General features: G+C 66.8%; 17 protein-coding genes. 3 read left to right on the top strand and 14 right to left on the bottom strand.

From position 1 onward, the window contains the following. From FG323_RS00325 to FG323_RS00305, 5 genes are all read right to left on the bottom strand, one after another. A complete protein-coding gene (locus FG323_RS00325; protein WP_141452442.1) occupies positions 1–1,317 on the bottom strand; it encodes an acetylglutamate kinase in 1,317 nt (438 codons plus the stop codon). Positions 1,318–1,335: 18 nt separating this feature from the next. Continuing rightward, positions 1,336–2,421, bottom strand: coding sequence for an acetylornithine deacetylase (locus FG323_RS00320; protein WP_141452441.1), 1,086 nt, complete (start codon positions 2,419–2,421; stop codon positions 1,336–1,338). A gap of 229 nt (positions 2,422–2,650) precedes the next feature. Next, on the bottom strand, positions 2,651–3,853 hold the full coding sequence (locus tag FG323_RS00315; protein WP_141452440.1) for an argininosuccinate synthase: 1,203 nt from the start codon (positions 3,851–3,853) through the stop codon (positions 2,651–2,653). Between the two features lie 130 nt (positions 3,854–3,983). Continuing rightward, positions 3,984–4,985, bottom strand: a complete 1,002-nt coding sequence (locus FG323_RS00310) for an N-acetylornithine carbamoyltransferase (protein ID WP_141452439.1) — start codon at positions 4,983–4,985, stop codon at positions 3,984–3,986. A gap of 243 nt (positions 4,986–5,228) precedes the next feature. Continuing rightward, complete coding sequence (locus FG323_RS00305) at positions 5,229–5,753, bottom strand: hypothetical protein (RefSeq protein ID WP_141452438.1); 525 nt, start codon at positions 5,751–5,753, stop codon at positions 5,229–5,231. A gap of 144 nt (positions 5,754–5,897) precedes the next feature. Between FG323_RS00305 and cysS the strand changes: the two genes are divergently transcribed. The 3 genes from cysS (at position 5,898) to FG323_RS00290 (ending at position 9,049) form a co-directional block, all read left to right on the top strand. Beyond that, on the top strand, positions 5,898–7,277 hold the full coding sequence (cysS, locus tag FG323_RS00300; RefSeq protein ID WP_141452437.1) for a cysteine--tRNA ligase: 1,380 nt from the start codon (positions 5,898–5,900) through the stop codon (positions 7,275–7,277). 96 nt (positions 7,278–7,373) lie between these two features. Continuing rightward, on the top strand, positions 7,374–7,811 hold the full coding sequence (locus tag FG323_RS00295) for a SufE family protein (protein WP_141452436.1): 438 nt from the start codon (positions 7,374–7,376) through the stop codon (positions 7,809–7,811). Further along, entirely contained in the window at positions 7,808–9,049 is a 1,242-nt protein-coding gene (locus FG323_RS00290) for an MFS transporter (RefSeq protein ID WP_141452435.1), read from the top strand. Before FG323_RS00295 ends, FG323_RS00290 begins: the two co-directional genes overlap by 4 nt. 22 nt (positions 9,050–9,071) lie before the next feature. On the opposite strand, the gene FG323_RS00285 is transcribed toward FG323_RS00290, so the two are convergent. From FG323_RS00285 to dksA, 9 genes are all read right to left on the bottom strand, one after another. Continuing rightward, complete coding sequence (locus FG323_RS00285) at positions 9,072–10,031, bottom strand: hypothetical protein (protein WP_141452434.1); 960 nt, start codon at positions 10,029–10,031, stop codon at positions 9,072–9,074. A gap of 50 nt (positions 10,032–10,081) precedes the next feature. Next, positions 10,082–11,026, bottom strand: a complete 945-nt coding sequence (locus FG323_RS00280) for a hypothetical protein (RefSeq protein WP_141452433.1) — start codon at positions 11,024–11,026, stop codon at positions 10,082–10,084. A gap of 103 nt (positions 11,027–11,129) precedes the next feature. Further along, positions 11,130–12,041: a hypothetical protein gene (locus FG323_RS19780; RefSeq protein WP_220094103.1), complete on the bottom strand. Its 912-nt coding sequence runs from the start codon at positions 12,039–12,041 to the stop codon at positions 11,130–11,132. 154 nt (positions 12,042–12,195) lie between these two features. Continuing rightward, positions 12,196–12,741, bottom strand: a complete 546-nt coding sequence (locus FG323_RS00270; protein WP_141452432.1) for a hypothetical protein — start codon at positions 12,739–12,741, stop codon at positions 12,196–12,198. A gap of 205 nt (positions 12,742–12,946) precedes the next feature. Further along, positions 12,947–16,345: a TonB-dependent receptor gene (locus FG323_RS00265; protein ID WP_220094102.1), complete on the bottom strand. Its 3,399-nt coding sequence runs from the start codon at positions 16,343–16,345 to the stop codon at positions 12,947–12,949. Positions 16,346–16,607: 262 nt separating this feature from the next. After that, the gene (locus tag FG323_RS00260; protein WP_141452431.1) at positions 16,608–17,675 is read right to left on the bottom strand and encodes a FecR domain-containing protein; all 1,068 of its coding nucleotides are present in this window, start codon (positions 17,673–17,675) and stop codon (positions 16,608–16,610) included. A gap of 43 nt (positions 17,676–17,718) precedes the next feature. After that, a complete protein-coding gene (locus FG323_RS00255; protein WP_181444032.1) occupies positions 17,719–18,297 on the bottom strand; it encodes a sigma-70 family RNA polymerase sigma factor in 579 nt (192 codons plus the stop codon). Between the two features lie 223 nt (positions 18,298–18,520). Then, complete coding sequence (locus FG323_RS00250; protein WP_141452429.1) at positions 18,521–18,970, bottom strand: nucleoside deaminase; 450 nt, start codon at positions 18,968–18,970, stop codon at positions 18,521–18,523. Between the two features lie 80 nt (positions 18,971–19,050). Continuing rightward, positions 19,051–20,079 (bottom strand): RNA polymerase-binding protein DksA, encoded by a 1,029-nt coding sequence (gene dksA, locus FG323_RS00245; RefSeq protein ID WP_141452553.1) that lies wholly within the window; start codon positions 20,077–20,079, stop codon positions 19,051–19,053. Positions 20,080–20,094: the final 15 nt, after the last annotated feature.

Below are 20,094 nucleotides of genomic sequence, written 5' to 3'. Positions count from 1 at the left end.
TCAGTCCACCAGGGTTGGCTGGCGCGTGCGGCAATGCGCCACGCAGCGCTCGATGTCGTCGAAACGCTCGATGCCGTACCAGAACACCTTCCACTTCTCCTGCTTGTAGCAGCCGTCGGATTCGGCGTAGTAGAAGATGTTGACCGGGTTGTTGTGGCGCGAACGCCAGAACAGTTGCGGGTTCTCCTCGCGCATCACGTGCCAGACCGCGCGCCCGAGGCCTTCGCCCTGCGCATCGTCGAGCACCGCGAACTTGTCCAGGTAGGCGAAGCCGTCCTCGTGGGTCAGGATCAGCGCGGTGCGGTAGTTCTCGCTGATGTAGACGCGATGCGGCGTGGTGCGCTCGAAATAGTCCGGCAGCAGGCGCCGTCCGAAACTCGATTCGATCAGCTCGCGCAGGCGCTGCCGATCCACGCCTTCCCAGGAATCGAAGCGCAGCACGCGCTCGCCGCGCCGCACCAGGGTGCCGGAGCCGCGATGGGTGAACAGTTCCTTGGCCAGTTCCGCCGGCTTGGTGATCGATACCGACGAGGTCAGCGGCAGCTTGTCCAGCAGATCCTTGATCTGCTCGATCTTCACCCGCATGCCGCCGTTGATCCACGGCTGCGCCATCAGTTCTTCGTACTCGGTGGACAGGTTGATCGAGTCGATGACCTTGCCGTCTGCGCCCAGCAGGCCACCGGTGCCGGTCAGGAAGATGATCTTGTACGGCTGCAGCACCTGTACCAGTTCGTTGGCGGCGAAGTCGGCGTTGATATTGAGGATCTGCCCGCCGACCGTCTCGCCCATGCTGGCGATGACCGGAATGGAGCCGGCATGCAGGCTGGCCTCGATCGGCGCCAGGTTGATGCGGGTGACCTCGCCGACCAGGCCGTAGGTCGCCTGGTCCTTGTATTCGGCCTCGAACACGCCGGACACGATCGAGGTCGCGCGCGCCCCGCCCTGCTGCAGCGCCTCCACCAGCGCCAGGTTCTGCTGCAGGAACACCTTGCGCACGATCGCCAGCACTTCCGGCGTGGTCACGCGCAGGCCGTTGACGGTCCGCTTGGCGATGCCGGCGGCGTTCATCTCCTCGTCCAGCTGCGGGCCGGCGCCATGCACGACGATCGGGGTCAGGCCGACTTCCTGCAGGAAGGTCAGCGAGGAGGTCAGCGCCTCCAGGTCGTCGCGCAACACCGCGCCGCCGACCTTGACCACGGCGAAGCGCTTGGCGTCCAGCTGCGAGAAGCGCTTGACGTACTGCGAAATCTCCTTCGCACTGGCCATGCTGGAGAGCAGCCGGATGATGGTCTGCCGGGTTTGCTTGTTCGATTCCATCGGTTCTGCGGGTCTCGGTTATGCGGTGAAAATCCGCTGCACGGTGGCGGCGTAATGTTGAAGCTGATCGAGTGCGACCCACTCGTCGGCGGTATGTGCCTGGGCGATGTCGCCCGGACCGTACACCAGCGCGGTCAGGCCGGCCTGGGAGAACAGCGAAGCCTCGGTCCAGAAGTCCACCGCGTTGCCGACCGGCAGGCCGAGTTCATCGGCCAGGTCGCGCGCGGCCAGGCGACGCTCTTCGGCACGGGCGACGTCACCGGATGGCAGCGACGGGCCGCGGAAGGTCTCCTCGTACTCGGCCAGCGCGTCGGGATTGGCGAACGCACAGAACTGCGCGTGCAGCGCGTCCATGTCCTGGGAGGGCAGCGGCCGGAAGCCGAACCGGACCTCGGCGCTGGGCGCGATCATGTTGGCCTTGATGCCACCCTCGACCCGGCCGATGTTGAAGCGCAGCCCGGTCAACCCGCCGAAGCGCAGGTGGTGCTGGGCCTGCACGTGGTCCAGTGCGGTCGTACCCCAGCGCATCGCGTTGTGCAACGCGCTCAGCGACAACGCGTTCTCGGCCGAAGCGTGCCCGGCCTGGCCCTTGAACGTCATCCGCACCGCGCTGATGCCCCGGTGCGCCAGCACCGCCTGGCCCTGGGTGGGCTCGGCGATGATGGCTTCGCTGAACCCATGATCACGGGCGAGGAACGCGGCGATGCAGCGCGGGTCGTTGGCTTCCTCGTCACTGGAAAACAGGAACGCGGCATCGCCCGAGGTGACCTGCGCGGCGGCGATCAGGCCGGCGGCGGCGCCCTTGATGTCGCAGGCGCCCAGGCCGATGGCGCGGTCGCCCTCGACCCGCAGCTTCAGCGGATCGGCGGTCCACGCCGGCGACGACGGCACCGTGTCCAGGTGCACGTTGAACACCCGCTGCGGCTGCCCGCGCACGGCGAACAGCGACACCGCGCCGGCGCCATGGTCGATCACCTCGACATTGAAGTCCGGCAACTGCGCGCGGATGTAGTCGAAGATGCCGCCGGTGGTGATGGCACGCGGCGGATTGCGGGTGTCGTATGACACCAGTTGTTCGAGATGCTGGAGAACCTGGTCAAGCATGGAGGGTCGCTCTGCAACGGGTCATGGCTCTGGATTCGGATGGGACATTCCCTCCCCTGCTGAAGCGCCGATAGTCTCGGATCGTCATCCCGGCGAAAAGCCGGGATCCATCTTGCGCTTGCTTCTTCACCTGCTGGCGAGAAGCCCATGGATTCCAGCTTGCGCTGGAATGACGGAACGGATTTTCGGTGGCGTCGGACGGGTTCGGGAACTCCGGCGGGTCAGTGGTTCAGCGGTTGATCTCGGCCCACAGCGTGCTGCTCATGCCGAACAGCTTGATGAAGCCTTCCGCCTCCTCCACGCCCCAGTCGGCCGACTGGGCATAGGTCGCGCCCTTGGCATTGAGCAGGTGCGGCGACTTCACCGCCACCGCGTCGACGCGGGCGCCACGGGTTTCCAGCACCACCTCGCCATTGACGGTTGATTGCGAGGACGCCAGGAAAGCCTCCAGGTCGGTCTTGATCGGATCGTGGAAGAAGCCTTCGTACACCACCTCCACCCACTTGCGCGCCACCTCCGGCTTGAAGCGGTTCTGCTGCTTGGTCAGCACCGCCTCCTCCAGCGCACGGTGCGCGGCCAATAGGGCGATCAGGCCCGGGGCCTCGTACACGATGCGACCCTTCAGGCCGATGGTGGTATCGCCGGTGTACATGCCACGACCCACGCCGTAGGGGGCGAACAGCGCGTTCAACTTCGCCAGCAACCGGGCGCCCTCCAGCGCCTGGCCGTCCAGGCTCACCGCTTCGCCGTGCTTGAAGCCGACGGTCACGCGCAGGGCCTGCTCCGGCCACTCGCTGCGCGGCGCGCACCAGCCGCGCGCACCTTCGCCCGGGGCTTCCCACTTGTCGATCTCGCCGCCGGACAGGGTCACGCCCAGCAGGTTCTCGTTGATGGTGTAGCTCTTCTGCTTGGCACGCACGCCGAACCCGCGCTCTTCCAGGTACTGCTGCTCGTAGGCGCGGGTCTGGGTGTGCTCTTTCTGGATTTCGCGGATCGGCGCGACGATGCGGTAGTCGCCCGACGCCTTGACCGCCAGGTCGAAGCGGACCTGGTCGTTGCCCATGCCGGTGCAGCCGTGGGCAATCGCGTTGGTGCCAAGTTCGGCGGCGCGCTTGAGCGCGGCATCGACGATCAGGTAACGGTCGGAGACCAGCAGCGGATACTGGCCCTGGTAGCCCTCGCCCGCCCACACAAACGGCTTGACGAAGCCGTTCCAGATCGCCGGGCCGCCATCCACGGTGACGTGGCTGGCCGCACCCAGTTCGGCGGCGCGCTGCTCGATGTAGGCGCGCTCCTCGGCATCCACGCCGCCGGTGTCGGCGAACACGGTATGCACCGCCCAGCCGCGCTCCTGCAGGTAGGGAATGCAGAAGCTGGTGTCGAGGCCGCCGGAGAAGGCGAGGACGATGTCTTTGCTGGTCGAAGCGGTCATTTCAGGTCTCTCGTGGTTTTTTGCCCCCTCCCCCGCTTGCGGGGGAGGGATGGGGTGGGGGCACGGGACGGGTGGTTCGCCCCATCCCGGCCTTCCCCCGCAAGCGGGGGAAGGAGCGAATGTTCCGTCTTTACTTGATCAGCGCGGCCATGATCGCCTTCTGCACATGCAGGCGGTTCTCGGCCTCGTCGATGGCGATGCACTGCGGCGAATCCATCACCGCGTCGGTGGCCTTGACGTTGCGGCGCAGCGGCAGGCAGTGCGAGAACACGCCGTTGTTGGTCAGCGCCATCTTGGCCTCGTCGACGATGAAGTGCTTGTACTGGTCGCGGATCGGCTTTTCCGGCTCCCAGTTGCCGAAGAACGGCAGCGCGCCCCAGCTCTTGGCGTAGACCACGTCGGCGCCGCGGTAGGCGCTTTCGATATCGTGGCTGACCGCCAGCGAGCCACCGCTCTCGGCCACGTTCTGCGCGGCCCACCCCATGTAGCGTTCGTCCAGGATGTAGTCCGGGGTCGGACACAGCAGGGTCACGTCCATGCCCAGGCGGGTGGCGATGGTCAATGCCGAATTGGCCACCGCGGTATTGAGCGGCTTGGGATGATAGGTCCAGGTCAGCACGTACTTCTTGCCGCGCAGGTCGGTGGTGCCGAAGTGCTCCTGCAGCGCCAACGCGTGGGCCAGTTCCTGGCAGGGATGGGTGATCGTCTCCATGTTGATCACCGGCACCGGCGAATACTTGGCGAACGACTTCAGCACGATGTCCTCGCGGTCCTGGGCCCAGTCGACGAACTTCGGGAACGCGCGCACGCCAATCAGGTCGACATAGCGACCCAGCACCTTCGCCACCTCGGCGATGTGCTCCTCGGTGTCGCCGTCCATCACGGTGCCCAGGTTGAACTCGATCGGCCACGCGTCCTTGCCCGGCTGCAGGACCACCGCGTGCCCGCCCAACTGGAAGGCGCCCAGTTCGAAGCTGGTGCGGGTGCGCATGGACGGATTGAAGAACACCAGCGCGATCGACTTGCCTTTCAGCGCATCGCCGAGTTTGTCCTGCTTGTATCGCGCCGCCTGCGCCAACAGCGCATCCAGTTCGGCGCGGCTCCAGTCCTGCGTGTTCAAGAAGTGCTTCATCAAGGCATCCTGGTTCGGGAATGTTGCGGAAATTCGGGGGCGGAAAACGAAAAAACCCAGCCTCTGGCTGGGTTCCGTCAAGACAGGCGAAAACGTCCGGGCGACCCAGCTAGGAGCAGGATTCCGGTCGACGCGCACGCGAAGTCATGCCCGAGGCCTGGCGGGCCGCGCTGTCAGCATGGGCGTGTGCGTTCATCTTCATAGGGGGCGAATCCTCGCACGTGCTGCGGCGCAGCGCAAGGCTCAGGGCGCGGGGGCCTCGACCGGGGGCACGGTCGGCACATAGGGCATCACCGAAATCCGGATCCGGAGCCGGTTGCCCGGATCCTCGGCCAGGCGGGAGCGGTACTTGGTGCCCTTGTAGACGTAGTCCACGTCGTAGGCGATGGGGCGGCGGAACTCGCGCTCGACCGGCACGCTGCGGCAGTTGACCCGGGCCGGCTCGGTGGACTGGCCGGACTGGGACTCGGCCTCCTGGGCCTCGGCATCGCCGTCACCGGAGAACACGCCCTTGATGGAGTCCAGGAACCGGGCCCAGCGGCTCTGTTCCTTGGTCGGATGGACCGTGGTGGTCGGCAGTGTGGGCAGTTCGTCGCAGACTTCCTCGGTCCGGCTGGCCCGCAGGGTCTGGTAGACCGGTTCCACGTTGAGCACCTGGGCATAGTCCAGCCGCACGTTCTCCGCCTGGACCACGCGCTCCTGCGCCATCGCACCCATGGCGAACGGCAACATCAGCAGTGGCAGCAAGCAATGACGGAAACGACCCATGCGACCCGTTGGTGGAAATCCCTGCGCACTAGTGTAGGCGACCAGGCTGGAGAGGGGCTGAACCATCCCCTCCTGCACCCGGCCGGCGGCCGGCCCGGCCCCGCCAGGCTGTAGAATCACCGGGCTTCCCCACGCCCCAGCCTGATGAGCCTTCGCCTCCACAACAACCTCACCCGCCGGGTCGAGGACTTCGTTCCCCTCGACCCCGCCTGCCCCACCCTGTATGTGTGCGGGCCGACCGTCTACAACTACGTCCATATCGGCAACGCCCGCGGGCCGGTCGTGTTCGGCGTACTGGCGGCCCTGCTGCGGCGGCGCCATGGCGCGCTGCGCTATGCCCGCAACATCACCGACGTGGATGACAAGATCAATGCCGCGGCCCTGGAACAGGGCGTGCCGATCAGCGCGATTACCGACCGCTTCGCCGCCGCCTACCGTCAGGACATGGCGCGGCTGGGCGTCGCCCCACCGGACATCGAACCGGAGGCGACCGCCCACATTCCCCAGATCATCGCGATGATCCAGGACCTGATCGCCGGCGGCCACGCCTACGCGGCCGAGGGCCATGTGCTGTTCGCGGTGGCCTCGTTCCCGGACTACGGCAAGCTCTCGCGCCGGGATCCGGAGGAAATGCTGGCCGGCGCGCGCGTCGACGTGGCGCCGTACAAGCGGGATCCCGGTGATTTCGTGCTATGGAAGCCTTCCAGCGACGAGCTGCCGGGCTGGGAATCCCCCTGGGGCCGCGGTCGTCCGGGCTGGCACATCGAATGCTCGGCGATGGCTGCCGCCCACCTGGGCCAGACCATCGACATCCACGCCGGCGGCGTGGACCTGCAGTTCCCGCACCACGAGAACGAAATCGCGCAGAGCGAATGCGCCCACGGCGGCAAGACCTTTGCCCGGTTCTGGCTGCACAACGGCATGCTCAACTTCGGCGGCGCCAAGATGAGCAAGTCGCTGGGCAACATCGAACGCGTGCACGACCTGCTGGAACAGCACCCGCCCGAGGCGCTGCGCTACGCCCTGCTGTCGGCGCATTACCGCCAGCCGCTGGACTGGTCGGACGCGCTGATCGAGCAGTCGGTGCGGACCCTGGATCGCCTGTACGGCACGCTGCGGGATCTGCACGATGCCGATGCGCCGGCTTCCGCGGCAGGAGCGATTCCCTCCGCCATCGAGCAAGCGCTGGACGACGATCTCAACACGCCGCTCGCGCTGGCCGAACTGGCCCGCATCGCCGCCGAGGCCCGCAAGGCCGTCATCGCCACCGACCGCGTGCGATTGAAGGCGGAACTGCTCGGTGCCGGCTTCGCGCTGGGTCTGCTGCAGCAGGATCCGGCCGAATGGTTCGCGCGTGGTGCTTCCAACGATGACGACGCGCGCATCCAGGGCCTGATCGAGGAGCGCGCCGCCGCCAAGCAGGCGCGCGACTTCGCCCGTTCCGACGCGATCCGCGATCAGCTCGCCAGCGAAGGCATCCTGCTGGAAGATACCCCGCAGGGCGTCCGCTGGAAGCGCGCCTGAGCACCTCCCCTCCGCCCCGGCGCCTGATCGCGCCGGGACAGGCGGCCGATGAGCGCCGCCGCCTCCCTTCCCCGGAAGGGCGCATTGCGAATCGCCATGACCGACACCGCCTTCCCGCTCGAACCCACCGCCGCCGACGCCCAGCAGGCCATCAAGGACGAATTCGCGTTCTTCGGCGATTGGGCCGAACGCTATCAGTACCTGATCGACCTGGGCCGCAAACTGCCGCCGTTCCCGGAGGAGTGGAAGACCGAGGAACACCGCCTGCTCGGTTGCCAGTCGCTGGTCTGGATCGTGCCGCAAGGTGACGCCGGCCGGCTGGATTTCCGGGCCGTCAGCGATTCGGCGATCGTCTCCGGGCTGATCTTCCTGGCGCTGCGGGTCTACTCCGGCCGGCCGGCCAGCGAAATCCTCGCCACCGAAGCGGACTACATCGCCGACATCGGCCTGGCCAAGCATCTCTCGCCCACCCGCAGCAACGGACTGGCTTCGCTGCTGGCCTTCATCCGCGAGACCGCCGCGGCGGCCCGGTGAGCGCGTCGGACGCCTCCCCGGTCAGGACATTGCTGCGCAATCGCGGGTTCACCACGGTACTGGCTTACCGGATCCTGGCGCTGCTGTCCTACCAGATCGTCGCGGTGACGGTCGGCTGGCACATCTACGAACTCACCCGCAATCCATTCTCGCTCGGCCTGATCGGCCTTGCCGAAGTGCTGCCGTTCTTCTGCGTCGCGCCGTTTGCGGGCTACCTGGTCGACCATCTACCCCGCCGCAAGCTGGGCATCGCCGCCTGCGCGGCGCTGGCCCTGACCGCGGTCATCCTGGTGCTGGCGGCGGCGGGATGGTTGCCGACCACGCGGCTGTGGCCGATATACGCCGCCATCGCACTGACCGGAATGGCGCGTTCGTTCCTCAGTCCGATCTACAACGCGCTGTTCGCCAAGGTGCTGGCGCGCGAGGAGTTCGTCCGCGGCGCCGGCCTGGGCACGGTGATCTTCCAGGCGGCGATGGTGACCGGTCCGGCCATCGGCGGCCTGCTGGTGGGATTCGGCGGCAATGCGTTGTCCTATGGCGTGGCGGCGGTGCTGGCGGTGCTCGCCGGCGGCGTGCTGGCGCGGCTGCGGGTGGCGGAACCCGGCCCACCGGAAACCAGCCTGCCGATCTTCGCCAGCATCGCCCAGGGCGCGCGCTTCGTCTGGAGCAACCAGATCATGCTGGGTGCGATGGCGCTGGACATGTTCTCGGTGTTGCTGGGCGGCGTGGTGGCGATGCTGCCGGCCTTCATCCACGACATCCTCCACCATGGCCCGGAAGGCCTGGGCATCCTGCGCGCGGCGCCGGCGCTGGGCTCGGTCTGCGTGGGCGTGTGGCTGGCGCGGCATCCCCTGCAGCAGCACGCGGGTCGTGTGTTGCTGTTTGCGGTGGCCGGATTCGGCCTGTGCGTGATCGCGTTCGGACTGTCACGCAGTTTCTGGTTGTCGGCGCTGATCCTGCTGGCCTACGGCATGTGCGACGGCGTGTCGGTGGTGGTGCGTTCGACCATCCTGCAGTTGTCCACGCCGGACGAGATGCGCGGGCGGGTGTCCTCGATCAACGGCATCTTCATCAGTTCCTCCAACGAACTGGGCGCGTTCTACGCAGGCACGATGGCACGGCTGCTGGGATTGATTCCGGCGGTACTGCTGGGCGGCGGCGCGATCCTGGCGGTGGTCGCCACGACCGCGTGGCGGGCACCGCGGTTGCGCCGGCTCGATTTGAACGATCTGCACTGAGCGCGGGGTTTCCCGTACGCGTTCAGAAGCTGCACGCCTCCCAGCCCGGCGGCGTCGAGGTCGTCGAGCTGCCGCTGAACTTGTCCTCGAAGGTCCCCTGCGCCCAGCGATCGGCGTCGTAGCGCTGTTCCGGCGACAGGCCGGCGGCAATCGCGGCGATCTGCCGATCGAGTTGGGCCACGCGATGAGGTTCCGCCCCCAGCCGGTACAGCTTGAGATAGCGATAGTGCTGCGCCGGATCGGGGCCCAGCATGCCGGCCAGCAGTCCTTCGGCGCCCGGCTCATAGGCGCGTTGCAGGAGATCCACCACGCGCCAGTCGCCCGCCGCCAGACCGGCGTCGATCATCGCCGTGGCATCGCGGCGATAGCCCTGCAGCACGCCAGGGTGCTCGATCAGGCCACGCACGTCGTAGAGCGGTCCTCGACCGAGATAGCACGCGCGCGCGTCCGCATCGCCCAGCCGCGCCGCCTGGGCGATGTTGGCCACCAGGGTCGCGAGCATCTTGTCGTCCGCGCCGGCGCACAATTCCCGGTTCCGGCCCGCCGTCTGCTGCCGCACATCCATCGCGTCCAGCAACACCTGGTAGGTCCGCAGTTGCGCCGCGCTCATGCCATCGGTCTTGCGATCCAGCAGCGCCTGGGTGGTTTCCGCGTTGCGCCACTCATTGGCGCGCAGGCGGCTGCAACGGTCGAGATCGCGGACCAGCCGGCGCGCGGCGTCGAGGTCGCCGGCGTTCGCGCGTGCCTGCAGATCGCTGAAGGTCGTGCCGAGCGATGCGGAAACCGGCGGCAGGACGCCGCCCTTCGCAGGCGTTGCCGGTGCCGAGCCCACGCCACGGGTACCGTCGTCCCCGGCTGAACGGGTTTGCGCGGCGTGCGGAGCCGTTTCCGGCGCCGGCAAGGCGCTCCAGCGGCCGAGCGCGTAGACGCCTGCGACCGCCACCAGCGCGGTGCAGGCCATGATCGCGTGTTTCCACTTCATTGTCCGGATCGTCCCACGGTCAAATCCTCGTCGATGTGCATCCGTTTCCCTCATTCATACGGGAACACGCAGGGATCCCGATCCAGCCCCGGCGCACCGGCCGAAGGGCGACCACCGAACTCGCGCCGGAACGTGGTATCCGCCCAGGTCTCGGCCTCGGCGCGCTGTTGCGGCGACAACCGCGCGGCGGCCACCGCCAGTTGCTGGTCCAGCACCGAGATGTCACCGGCTCCCGCGCCCAGCCGGTAGAGCTTGAGATAACGGAAGTGTTGCGTGGGATCGGCGTCCAGCGCGCCCCCCAGCAATCCTTCCCCGCCAGGCTGCAAGGCGTTGCGCAGGACATTCACCATCGCCCAGTCGCCAGCGGCCAGGCCGGCCTCGATCATCCCCGGAACGCTGGCGCGATAGGTATCGATCCATTCCGGATGCCTGGCGAGCGCGCGCATGTCCAGCCCGGGCCCCATCGCCAGGTAGCAGGCGCGCGCATACGGTTCGCCCTGTTGCGCGGCCTGGCGCATATTCGGCACCAGCGAGTCCAGGGTTGCCGCATCGGCCCCGTCGCAAAGTTCGCTCATCCGCCGCGCGTTCTGCCGACGCGATTCGATCCCGTCCAGTTGCGCCCGGTAGTTTTCCAACTGCGTGGCGCTCATGCCGCGGGTCTGCGTGTCCAGCAGTTCGCTGGCCAGCATGGCGTTGCCCCAGTCCGCCGAGCGCAGGCGACGGCACAGGTCCAGGCTGCGGTACAGGCGTGTCGACGCCGCCAGGTCGCCGCCGTCGGCGGCGATCTTCAGTTCGGCGAAATAACCCCGTGCGCGGGGTTCGCTCCGCAGGCCCGGCTGCGCGGACCCGGCTCGCCGATCGGTCGGCATGGCCAGCGCGGAAGATTCCGCATCGCCCTGCGATGTATGTGGCTGCGACCGTCCCAGCCAGTACGCACCCGCGAGCGCGGCCATGGCGAGCACGATCAGCGGGATGACGAGACGGTTGCCGCGCATGGTTCAGCAGGATACGCGCAAGGCGGCCTTCCCTGGCCACCCTGCGCCGCCCGTCCCTGGCCCTGGCATCCTGCCCCGCCGTTTCACCTCGGCGTGCATCCTTCTATTGCTCGCTCCCCAACACGAACGCCGACGCGGCGATCGCGGCGTCGCTGTTGAGCACTGCGGTGTTCTTGCCCGCGGCCGAGGGCAGCCCGACCTTCAGGTTGACCGCGCCCGTGACCAGCGATTGCAGAATGGGCGTGAGGATTGGCAGCCCCAGCGCGATGTTGCCGCAGCCGGTGGCCGCGGGCACCGCGAAGCTGTTGTCGACGAAGGTGGCATCGGTCACCTGCAGGTAGCCGATGAAATTCTCCTCGTCGGTGATGATGGTCTCGACCGTGCCGGGATTGCCCGCGATCGGCTGGTTCGGCGGCGGCGGCTGGGTGGTGCCGGTCTGCAGCTTGATCAGGATCGGGTTCTGCGCCGAGCCGATATAGCAGTTGTTGCCCAGGAATGGATTCTGCAGGTGCACCCGCACCGCAAGCTGCGCCGCGGTGGGATCGCTGCCATCGGTCGGCGGGAACAGCGCGTTGCCGAAGTTGGTCTGCGCCAACGCGACCGGCTCCATGGTGGCGGTGACGTCGTTAACGGTGGCAACGATCGCCCAGAATGCCGTCCACAGCGGGCCGGGCCAATTGGGCGCCGGGTTCATGATGCCCAGCAGGCCACCCGGCACCTTGGCTGGCGGCGCCGAAAGCGTCGGTGCGCCCACCGCCTGGTACAGCGGCGACGGCCCCAGGTTCTCCACGCCGCCCTGCAGCACGATCGGCTTGTCGATTGGCAAGGTGGTGTTGCCGATGACGAACACGCCCGAGTCGGTGGTGTTGATCACGCAGGAACCCACGCTCGGGTTCGTGTACGGACAATACTTGAACATCGCGTAGGGACCGGATGGCGTACCCGCGATGGCCGTGGGCATGGCGGCCATCGCCGCCAATCCCGCGAGGACAACGGACAACGACGTCTTCAACATGACGGACTCCTGCATGTGCCGGACGCGCGTCCGGGCTGGCAATGGGTGGATGAAGTGCCCAGGGGGCTGCCTCGATGCGTGTGACCGTGGCGGGAGGGGCTCGCCATGGACGGCATCGCCCCTGGGCAGCCCCCTGGCATGGAACAAACTCAGATCATGGAATCACCCGCGCGGCCGGATAGCCGGTGGTGCGCAGGTGGGTCGGAGCGGTCGAAGCGACGGCGCAGCCGCCCAGCGTTCCGCTGAACTGGATGCTCGCAGCCGTGGTGGACGAGCCATTGGTCAGCGCCACGTTGGGCAGGGGTGCACGTCCGGCTGCGCTCGGGCAGTTCGCGTTCAGCGGCGCCGGAATGAACACGTTCACGCCCCCCGCCGTCGTCGTCGTGCTGGCGGTATCACCGATGGTAAGGGTGGCGCCGGAACCGCTGGTCGCGGTAACGCTGACCTTCCACGGCAGCCCGCGCGGCACGATCGCCGCGCAAGCGGCGCTGCCACCGAAACTGACGGCGGTGATGCTGGCGACGCCGCCGCTCACCACGACGGTGAAATCCGCCGAGGAGCACGGCAGGTTGTTGCCGAAGTAGGACGCCGTCGTGGTGCCGACGAAGTGGGTGGTGCCATCACCCCAGGTGCTGCCGGTCAGGACCTGGAAAGTGGCGGCGGATGCCGATGTGGCGCCGAACATCGCAACGGCGGACATGGCTGCAAGCAAGCTTACCTTGAACTTTGACATGGTGCCTTTCTCCGATGGAGGGTTGCTGGTGTATTTGAATGCGGACGCACCCAAATGGATGTTTCATGTTCGAAGTGCATCGTGTCGCCGGATGCACGCACGATGGCGTCATCGGCGCACGCTGCTTCGCGTTGTCTGGTTCCACATCGATCTGTGCAGGCATCTCCCCGGTTCAGAAGAATCCCTTGCGGATGGACAATCCGATGATCCGGGGATCCTGGATGAACACATTGGAAGTCAGTCCGGTGTCGTCGCTGTTGAGGAAGGTGCCGGTGATGGCCTCCTCATCCAGCGCGTTTTTTACGTACAGCTGCACGGTCAGATCGGTGGCCGGCTTGTACCAGGTCAGCGACAGGTTGACGTTGCCCCATTCCCTGAGCCGATCGATCCGGTCCTGGTAGATGCGTGCCCAGCTCTTGCCCTGGTAGTAGAGATCCGCGCGCAGGGTCAGCTCGCTGTCCGCCAGCAGGAAGGTGTACTGCGGGCTCAGGCTGACCGTGATGTGCGGTGCGTTCGGCAGTTCGTTGCCGCCGACGTTCTTGGCAAAGCCCGCACCGCCGTTGGGCGCGTCGGTTTCCGGGTTGTAATAGGCGCCATTCAACAGATAGGCGTACGGCCCGGGGCCGCCATTGAAACCGCGATCCGCCGTGAACCCGCCCATCGCTGTGTAGTAGTTGACGGTGCAGAAGCTGTTGAGGAAGCCTGCATTGCTGTACATCTGGTTGAACGGGTCGGCGAAGTAGTTCTCCAGCGCCATCGATACCAGAGCGGTCGGCGCGATGCAGTTCGATGCCAGTTGCATCCACGGGCGCACGGTAGTCCATTCGGGATTTCCCGCGGTCCGGTCCATCACGTCGATCGAGTACTGGTTGGCGCCGATACGGCTGCGCAGCAGGCCCACGTTGCCGCTGATCTGGAAGGCGTCGGTCGGCTTCCATACCAGTTCGAACTCCGCGCCCCAGGTGCGCGCATCGAAATTCTCGTTGAGGGTGGCGCGGTCCTGGATCTGCGAGATCTGGTAGTCCTTGTAGTCGTTGTAGAACGCGGTGGCGTTGAACATCAGCTGGCCGCCGGCCATCACGTTCTTGGTGCCAACCTCGAATGCGTTGACGTATTCGGGCCGGAACTCGGGGTTGCGCTGTTCGAAGCTGAGCGCCTCCGGATTGGCCCCCACGCCTGGCGAATTGGTGCCACCGGCCTTGTAGCCGCGCGATACCGACGCATAGACCAGCGTGCTGTCGGTGAAGGACAGATCCGGCGACCAATCCAGCACCAGGCGTCCGGTCGGCTCGGTCCAGGTTTGCCGGATGTCCGGGCCGGCGGGATAGCCATATCCGGTGTATCCGCCGAACAGCGACGAATTGCCGCCCACGGTGGAATCGCCCAGCAGCGTCTGGCTCGCGTAGGGCGTGGTGATCTTGCGATCCCGGGTGAGGCGCACACCAGCGGTCAGCCGCAGCGTATCGGACAACTGCCAGTAGCCTTCACCGAAGATAGCCGCCGACCGCGTCTTGGCGACGTTGCGGCTACGGAAGTAATTGTGTCCCTGCCCATTGATGGAGCGCAGCGGATTGGGGTCGATGTACACGCAGGGCACGTCGATGCCCTGATTCGGATCGAACCGCGTCGCGGTTCCCGCGGGACAACTCCCCGGTGCCGTGCCGCTACCGTTGCCGTTGAAGAACAACTGCGCCAGCGCACTGAACATGTTGCTGAATACGTAGTAGCTTTCGTCAACCTCGTATTCCAGGTAGTTGGCGCCCACGCTGAAATTGAACTTGCCGTCGAACGCCGATTGCAGGCGGAACTCCTGCGACCACTGCGTGCTGTAGGAATCGACCAGGTCGACATTCAGCAACCGGTTCGAGCATCCCAGCTGCGGGTCGCAGAAGACCCCGCCCGGCGTTGCCGCATAGGCCGGCCCCAGGGTGAAGTCCGGCAGGAACTGCAGGGCGGTGTCGCTGTCGTTGAAAATCGGATTGGACTGGAATCTTCCATAGTCCTGGGTGGAGTAGTACCGGTCACGCGTGTACAACGTCTGCGATACCAGGCTCAGCTGATCGGTCAGGCCGAAATCCAGGTTGATCTGCACGACATCGTTCTTCGCCTCGAACCGGGGGTCGTAGGTCGTGGCGATTTCGCGCAGGTCGGTCGATTGCCGCAACCCGGCGTAGGGATCCACGCCGAGCGGAAGCAGCGGCAGTCCGCCGATCGGGAATCCGTTCTCGTCCACCAGCAGGCCCAGGCTCACCGGCGATGCGCCCAGGATGTAGGGCAGGCTCGCGGCATTGGGCACGCCGAATGCGTCATTGCCGTAAAGCGAGCCGTCTTTGCAGGACTGGCTCAGGTAGTTGCGCGCATTGCCGAAGGTCGGCTCGTAGCCGCCAATCGTGGCCGGTCCCGGATCGTTGTGGCAGATCTGCTTGCCGGTCCGCGCCCGCATGTCGTCTTCCTGGAAATGCTCCCAGGCCAGGCTGGCGCTGAACCGATCACTGGGCCGGATGGTCGCCGACAGGCGCGTGGTCATCAGATCGCGGTCGTTGACGTCCTTGCCGGTTACGGTGTTGTGGTCGTAGCCGTCACGCTTGGTGTATTGCGCGGCCACGCGGAAGGCGAAGGTCTCGCTCAGCGGGACGTTGACCATCGCGTTGACCCGGCGCGAGTCATAGTTGCCGAGCTCGACCTTGGTGCTGGCGTCGAAGGCTTCCGGATCGGCCAGGTTCGGGATCATGTTGACCACGCCGGCCGTGGCGTTGCGTCCGTACAGCGTGCCCTGCGGCCCGCGCAGCACTTCCACCCGCTCCACGTCCAGGTATTCCTGCTCGAACAGGCGGTTGCGGATCATCGGCGTGCTGTTGAAGCTCACCGCGACCGCGGGATCCGTGGTCACCGACAGCGCCTGCGTGCCGATGCCGCGGATCTGGAAGTTGTAGCTGGCGAAGTTGGTCTTGGAGAAGGTGACGTTGGGCGTGGCGGTGACCAGGTCGCCACCGGTCTCGATCTTGCGGTCGTTGAGGTCGTCGCCACTGAATGCGCTGATGGCGATGGGAACCTTCTGGATGTTTTCCACCTTCTTCTGCGCGGTGACCACCAGGGTATCCAGCGTGGTCTCGTTGCGCGGTTCAGCAGTTCTTGTCGCGGCTTCGCTTGCAGTCTGCTGGGCCACGGTCCCGGAGGTCGTCGCCGACTGCAGGGCGGCGACCTCCTGTCCGTTTCCCTGCGGCCCGCCGGGCTTGTCCTTCTTCGCCGCCGCTTCGCGGGCGGCCTGCGCGGGATCCCTGATCAGGATGGCCCCCGACGGGCTGACGGTATAGGTCAGTCCGGTGCCCTCGAGCAGTTCTTCCAGCGCCTGCGTCGGCGCCTTGCTGCCGACCACCGCGCGCCCGCTTCTACCGATCGCGAGTTCGGGTGAATACAGCAGTTGTTTGCCACTCTGTCGCGCATAGTCCGACAGGGCCGCGCTGAGGGTCTGCTGGGGTATCTCGAACCGCGCCGGTGGATCCGTGCCATCCCGCGCCTGCGCCGCGAGTATCGGCGACAGCGCCAGTACCAGGGCACAAGGCCTGAGCACCTGCTTTGCGAATCGAGACGAACGAACTCCCATGCTTCCTCCCCGGTTTTTTTTTCGCGCGGCCACGTCGTGATGGCGGCGCACTTCCATACAGACGCGCCCCCGCGCAAAACCCGAACCGTGATCCTGAAAAAAAGATCACGATCGGAATACTGGACCCACGGGATCTGTTTTGCGACGCAACAAGAATCGTCAGGCAGTCGCCTGCGTCAGTGCGGGATCATCCCCGTGCAGCGCATCAAGGCACGGGATGTGCGTGCGCTCAACGGGAGCGCGATTCGAGCACCACGCGCTCGTCTTCGCGCGGATCGCGCTGGATGGGAAAGTAACTCGTCAACGCCTCGACGAACGTGTGCGTGTCACCGGCGTTGAATGCGCCGCTGATCTTCAGCGAAGCGAGCTGTGGATCGCCCAGCACCACCTTTCTCCGCGAATAGCGGTTCACTTCGGCAATCGCGGCGTCCAGTCGCTCGTTGTCGAATACGATCTGGCCGGTGCGCCAGCTGACCACGCGCCCCACGTCGGCCACCCGCACTACCGGCCGGGATCCGCCGGTGGCGACGAACTGCTGCCCCGGATGCAATTCCGCCAGCGTCGCGGCATTGGACGGCGATGATGCCCCGCCCTGCGCCGGCGCGACACCCACGCGGCCTTCCAGCAAGGTGACTTCGAACAGGCGCTCCCCGACCCGCACGTCGAACTCGGTGCCCAACGCGGTAACCCGTTTTCCATCCGCGGTGACCACGAACGGGCGCGAACGATCCTTGGCGACCTTGAACAGGGCCTGCCCGCGTTCCAGGGTCACCGCGCGGACGTCACCGCGGTAGTGCACCGACAGCCGGCTGTCGGTGTTGAGGGTCACCACCGAACCGTCGTCCATCGTCACCACGCTGCGCTGGCCCACGCCGGTCTGGTAGACATTGCCGGCCAGGGTGTCGCCCGCGCCGGAGAACAACCCGCGGGTGGCTTCCGGCCTCAGCGTGATGACGCCCACGCCGATCAGCAACAGCAACGAGGCGGCAATCGAAAGCCGCCGCCATCGCCGCGAGGAGCGCAGCCTGCCTTCGGCGACGCGCGCCAGCGTCTCGCGACGCAGCGACTGCATTTCCGGCGAATCCGACAGCGTGCGTACCCAGTGGTTCGCGGCCTGGATACGCCGCCAGGCCGCCGCGTTCTCCGGCGACCGCGCATGCCAGGCGTCGAAGCCCTCGCGCAGGCGCGGCTGGTCGGGCGCGTCGCGCAGGATCTCGCTCCAGCGCGCGGCCGCTTCGTCGGCGTTGTCCGCCGCGAAATCCATCGCCCAGGTCGTTGGAGGAGTCCGCGAGTTCATGAATGCGTTTCGTCAGCCTCTGTTGTGTTCCTGTCCGGCGGGGTCATGCGCCTTCCGGCATCCCGCCCAGTGCGCCGCCCAACCGGGCCAGCGCCTTGGCCATGTGTTTCTCGGCGGCCCGGACGGAGATGCCCAGCATGACCGAGATTTCAGTGTATTTGCGCTTTTCCATGGTCCGCAGCACGAAAACGTCGCGGGTCCGTTCGGGCAGGCTCCGCAGGACGGCGGTCATCACCCGGACCGCCTCCTCCCCCAGTAAGACGCGCTCCGGCGAAATATCCGTAGCGGGCTGGTGAAGATCCTCGTCGAACGACTCCTGGACATCCATTGCCCGGACCTTGCGCCGGCGGGCCCAGTCGCGCAGGACATTGGCCGCCACCTGGAACACGTACTGCTCGACGTGCTCGATGGCGCCGCCGCGGGCGCGCCGCAGCAGGTGCAGGAACACTTCCTGGGTCAGGTCATCGACCTCGCTGGCGTCCCGGACCCGCTTGGCGAAGAAGCCGCGCAGCGGCGCGCGATAGCGCAGCGAAATGGTGTTCAGCAGGTCGTCGCGTCCGTCGCTGCCCTCGTCGACGCGAGGGGAACCCTGGGCGAAAGGCGATGGTTCGGACACCGGCATCCCCTGTCTGGCGATCGTCCTGAGAAAGGAAACTCGACCCCTCCGGTCAGCGCCCCGGGGCGGGCCGGCACTGCGCATACGGTCGGGTACGTGCGCCAGCCTAGGCACACGCCGGGGGCCGCGCACGTTGCATCGCAATATCCGGTCCGTCGGCGGGTCATGCCGCGGCACCGCGATTTCCCCACCCGTGTGTCAAAAGCTGGCGTCGGAACCAGGCGCGGCGCTAGGTTTGCCATTCCCGGTACAGGCCGTCCTCGCCGGCCGGCCGCAGCCGTGCCAGCCGCAAGGTGGCGTGCGCATCCGGCGGCAGCGCCATCTCGGCGTACACGGCGGCGGTGGACAGGCCGTAGGGCGCGCCGTCCTCGTTCGAATAGGCGAACCACGCCTCGCCGATGCCGCACAGGTGCATGGCGGCCAGGCACATTGGACACGGGTGGCCGCTGGCGTAGATCACGCAGCCGTCCAGGCGCGGCGTGCCCAAGCGTGCGCCGGCCTGGCGGATGGCCAGCAGTTCGGCGTGCGCGGTGGGATCGTGATCGCGGTGGATGCCGTTGGCGGCGCGGGCTACGATCTCGCCGTCCCGCACCAGTACCGCGCCGAACGGACGACCTCCGTCGGCGATGTTGGCCCTGGCCAGCGCGATCGCCTCGCGCATGAAGTGTTCGTGGTCCATGCCGCCTCCTGTCGCGGGTCGCGGAAAAAGCGAACCCCGCCTGGGCGGGGTTCGCGGGGATGGCAACGACGGGCGCGGAATCAGTCGCCCTGCTGCTTCTGCATGTGCTCCCAGCGCTCCTGCGCGTCGATGGTGCGCTCGGCGGTCAGGCGCGCCTCCAGGCGCTCCAGGCCGATTTCCTCGCCAGTGTCGACGCAGTAACCGTAGTCGCCGGCGTCCACGCGCTTGAGCGTGCTGTCGATCTTGCCGATCAGCTTGCGGTAGCGATCGCGGGTACGCAGTTCCAGCGAGTTCTCGGTTTCGCGGGTGGCGCGCTCGGCTTCGTCGCCGATGTCGCGGACCTCGTCCTTCAGGTTCTCGATGGTCTGCTTGGATTCCTCGACCAGGTCCGCACGCCACTGCAGCAGGCGCTGGCGGAAATATTCGAGCTGGAGCGGACTCATGTACTCCTCGTCCACGGCCGGCTTGTAGCCTTGGGGAACGATCGGGCGACCGGTGGCGTCATCGGTCTTGTAGGGCACCACTTTGAATTTTTCCCGGACGACGGGAGCCTGCGGCTTGGCGGCCACGGCCACGGCCACCTTGCCGGTGGAACGGGGAGCGATGGCAGGCTTGCTGGTCACGGGGGCGGAATTGGCGGTTTTGCTGGTCGATTTCGGTGCGGGCACTGGCTTTGCGGGGGATGGAGCCTTGGCCACCGGAGCCGGCGCGGGCTTGGCCTCCTGCCGGGGTGCGGCGGGAGCGGTCGAGCGCGGTGCGGGGGCCTTCGGGGGAGCAGTCTTGGCCGGAGCCGGCTTGGGGGCTGGCTTCGGTGCGGGTTTGGTCTTCGGTGCTGCGACGGGAGCGGTCTTCTTGGCCACGGCCTTCTTCGCCACCGGCTTGGCGGCCGGTTTTGCCTTGGCGGGCGCGGGCTTGGACGCCGCCTTCTTGGCCGCCGGCTTCTTGGCCACGGCTTTCTTGGCGACGGGCTTGGGCGCCGCTTTCTTGGCCACCGGCTTGGCGGCCGGTTTCTTGGCGACAGCCTTCTTCACGACAGGCTTCTTGGCGACGGGCTTGGCGGTTTTCTTGGCGGCCTTGGCGGCCTTCTTTGCAGGTTTCTTAGCAGCCACGAACAGCGCTTCCTT

The organism is Pseudoxanthomonas sp. z9 (genome assembly GCF_006542425.1).
Taxonomy (GTDB): domain Bacteria; phylum Pseudomonadota; class Gammaproteobacteria; order Xanthomonadales; family Xanthomonadaceae; genus Pseudoxanthomonas_A.
This window is presented reverse-complemented; position numbering and strand designations above follow the sequence as displayed.

What these genes read in the sequence shown, in the direction of transcription:
- FG323_RS00325 (WP_141452442.1), bottom strand. Translation starts at nt 1,317, where the DNA reads ATGGAATCGAACAAGCAAACCCGGCAGACCATCATCCGGCTGCTCTCC.
- FG323_RS00320 (WP_141452441.1), bottom strand. Translation starts at nt 2,421, where the DNA reads ATGCTTGACCAGGTTCTCCAGCATCTCGAACAACTGGTGTCATACGAC.
- FG323_RS00315 (WP_141452440.1), bottom strand. Translation starts at nt 3,853, where the DNA reads ATGACCGCTTCGACCAGCAAAGACATCGTCCTCGCCTTCTCCGGCGGC.
- FG323_RS00310 (WP_141452439.1), bottom strand. Translation starts at nt 4,985, where the DNA reads ATGAAGCACTTCTTGAACACGCAGGACTGGAGCCGCGCCGAACTGGAT.
- FG323_RS00305 (WP_141452438.1), bottom strand. Translation starts at nt 5,753, where the DNA reads ATGGGTCGTTTCCGTCATTGCTTGCTGCCACTGCTGATGTTGCCGTTC.
- cysS (WP_141452437.1), top strand. Translation starts at nt 5,898, where the DNA reads ATGAGCCTTCGCCTCCACAACAACCTCACCCGCCGGGTCGAGGACTTC.
- FG323_RS00295 (WP_141452436.1), top strand. Translation starts at nt 7,374, where the DNA reads ATGACCGACACCGCCTTCCCGCTCGAACCCACCGCCGCCGACGCCCAG.
- FG323_RS00285 (WP_141452434.1), bottom strand. Translation starts at nt 10,031, where the DNA reads ATGAAGTGGAAACACGCGATCATGGCCTGCACCGCGCTGGTGGCGGTC.
- FG323_RS00280 (WP_141452433.1), bottom strand. Translation starts at nt 11,026, where the DNA reads ATGCGCGGCAACCGTCTCGTCATCCCGCTGATCGTGCTCGCCATGGCC.
- FG323_RS19780 (WP_220094103.1), bottom strand. Translation starts at nt 12,041, where the DNA reads ATGTTGAAGACGTCGTTGTCCGTTGTCCTCGCGGGATTGGCGGCGATG.
- FG323_RS00270 (WP_141452432.1), bottom strand. Translation starts at nt 12,741, where the DNA reads ATGTCCGCCGTTGCGATGTTCGGCGCCACATCGGCATCCGCCGCCACT.
- FG323_RS00260 (WP_141452431.1), bottom strand. Translation starts at nt 17,675, where the DNA reads ATGAACTCGCGGACTCCTCCAACGACCTGGGCGATGGATTTCGCGGCG.
- FG323_RS00255 (WP_181444032.1), bottom strand. Translation starts at nt 18,297, where the DNA reads ATGCCGGTGTCCGAACCATCGCCTTTCGCCCAGGGTTCCCCTCGCGTC.
- FG323_RS00250 (WP_141452429.1), bottom strand. Translation starts at nt 18,970, where the DNA reads ATGGACCACGAACACTTCATGCGCGAGGCGATCGCGCTGGCCAGGGCC.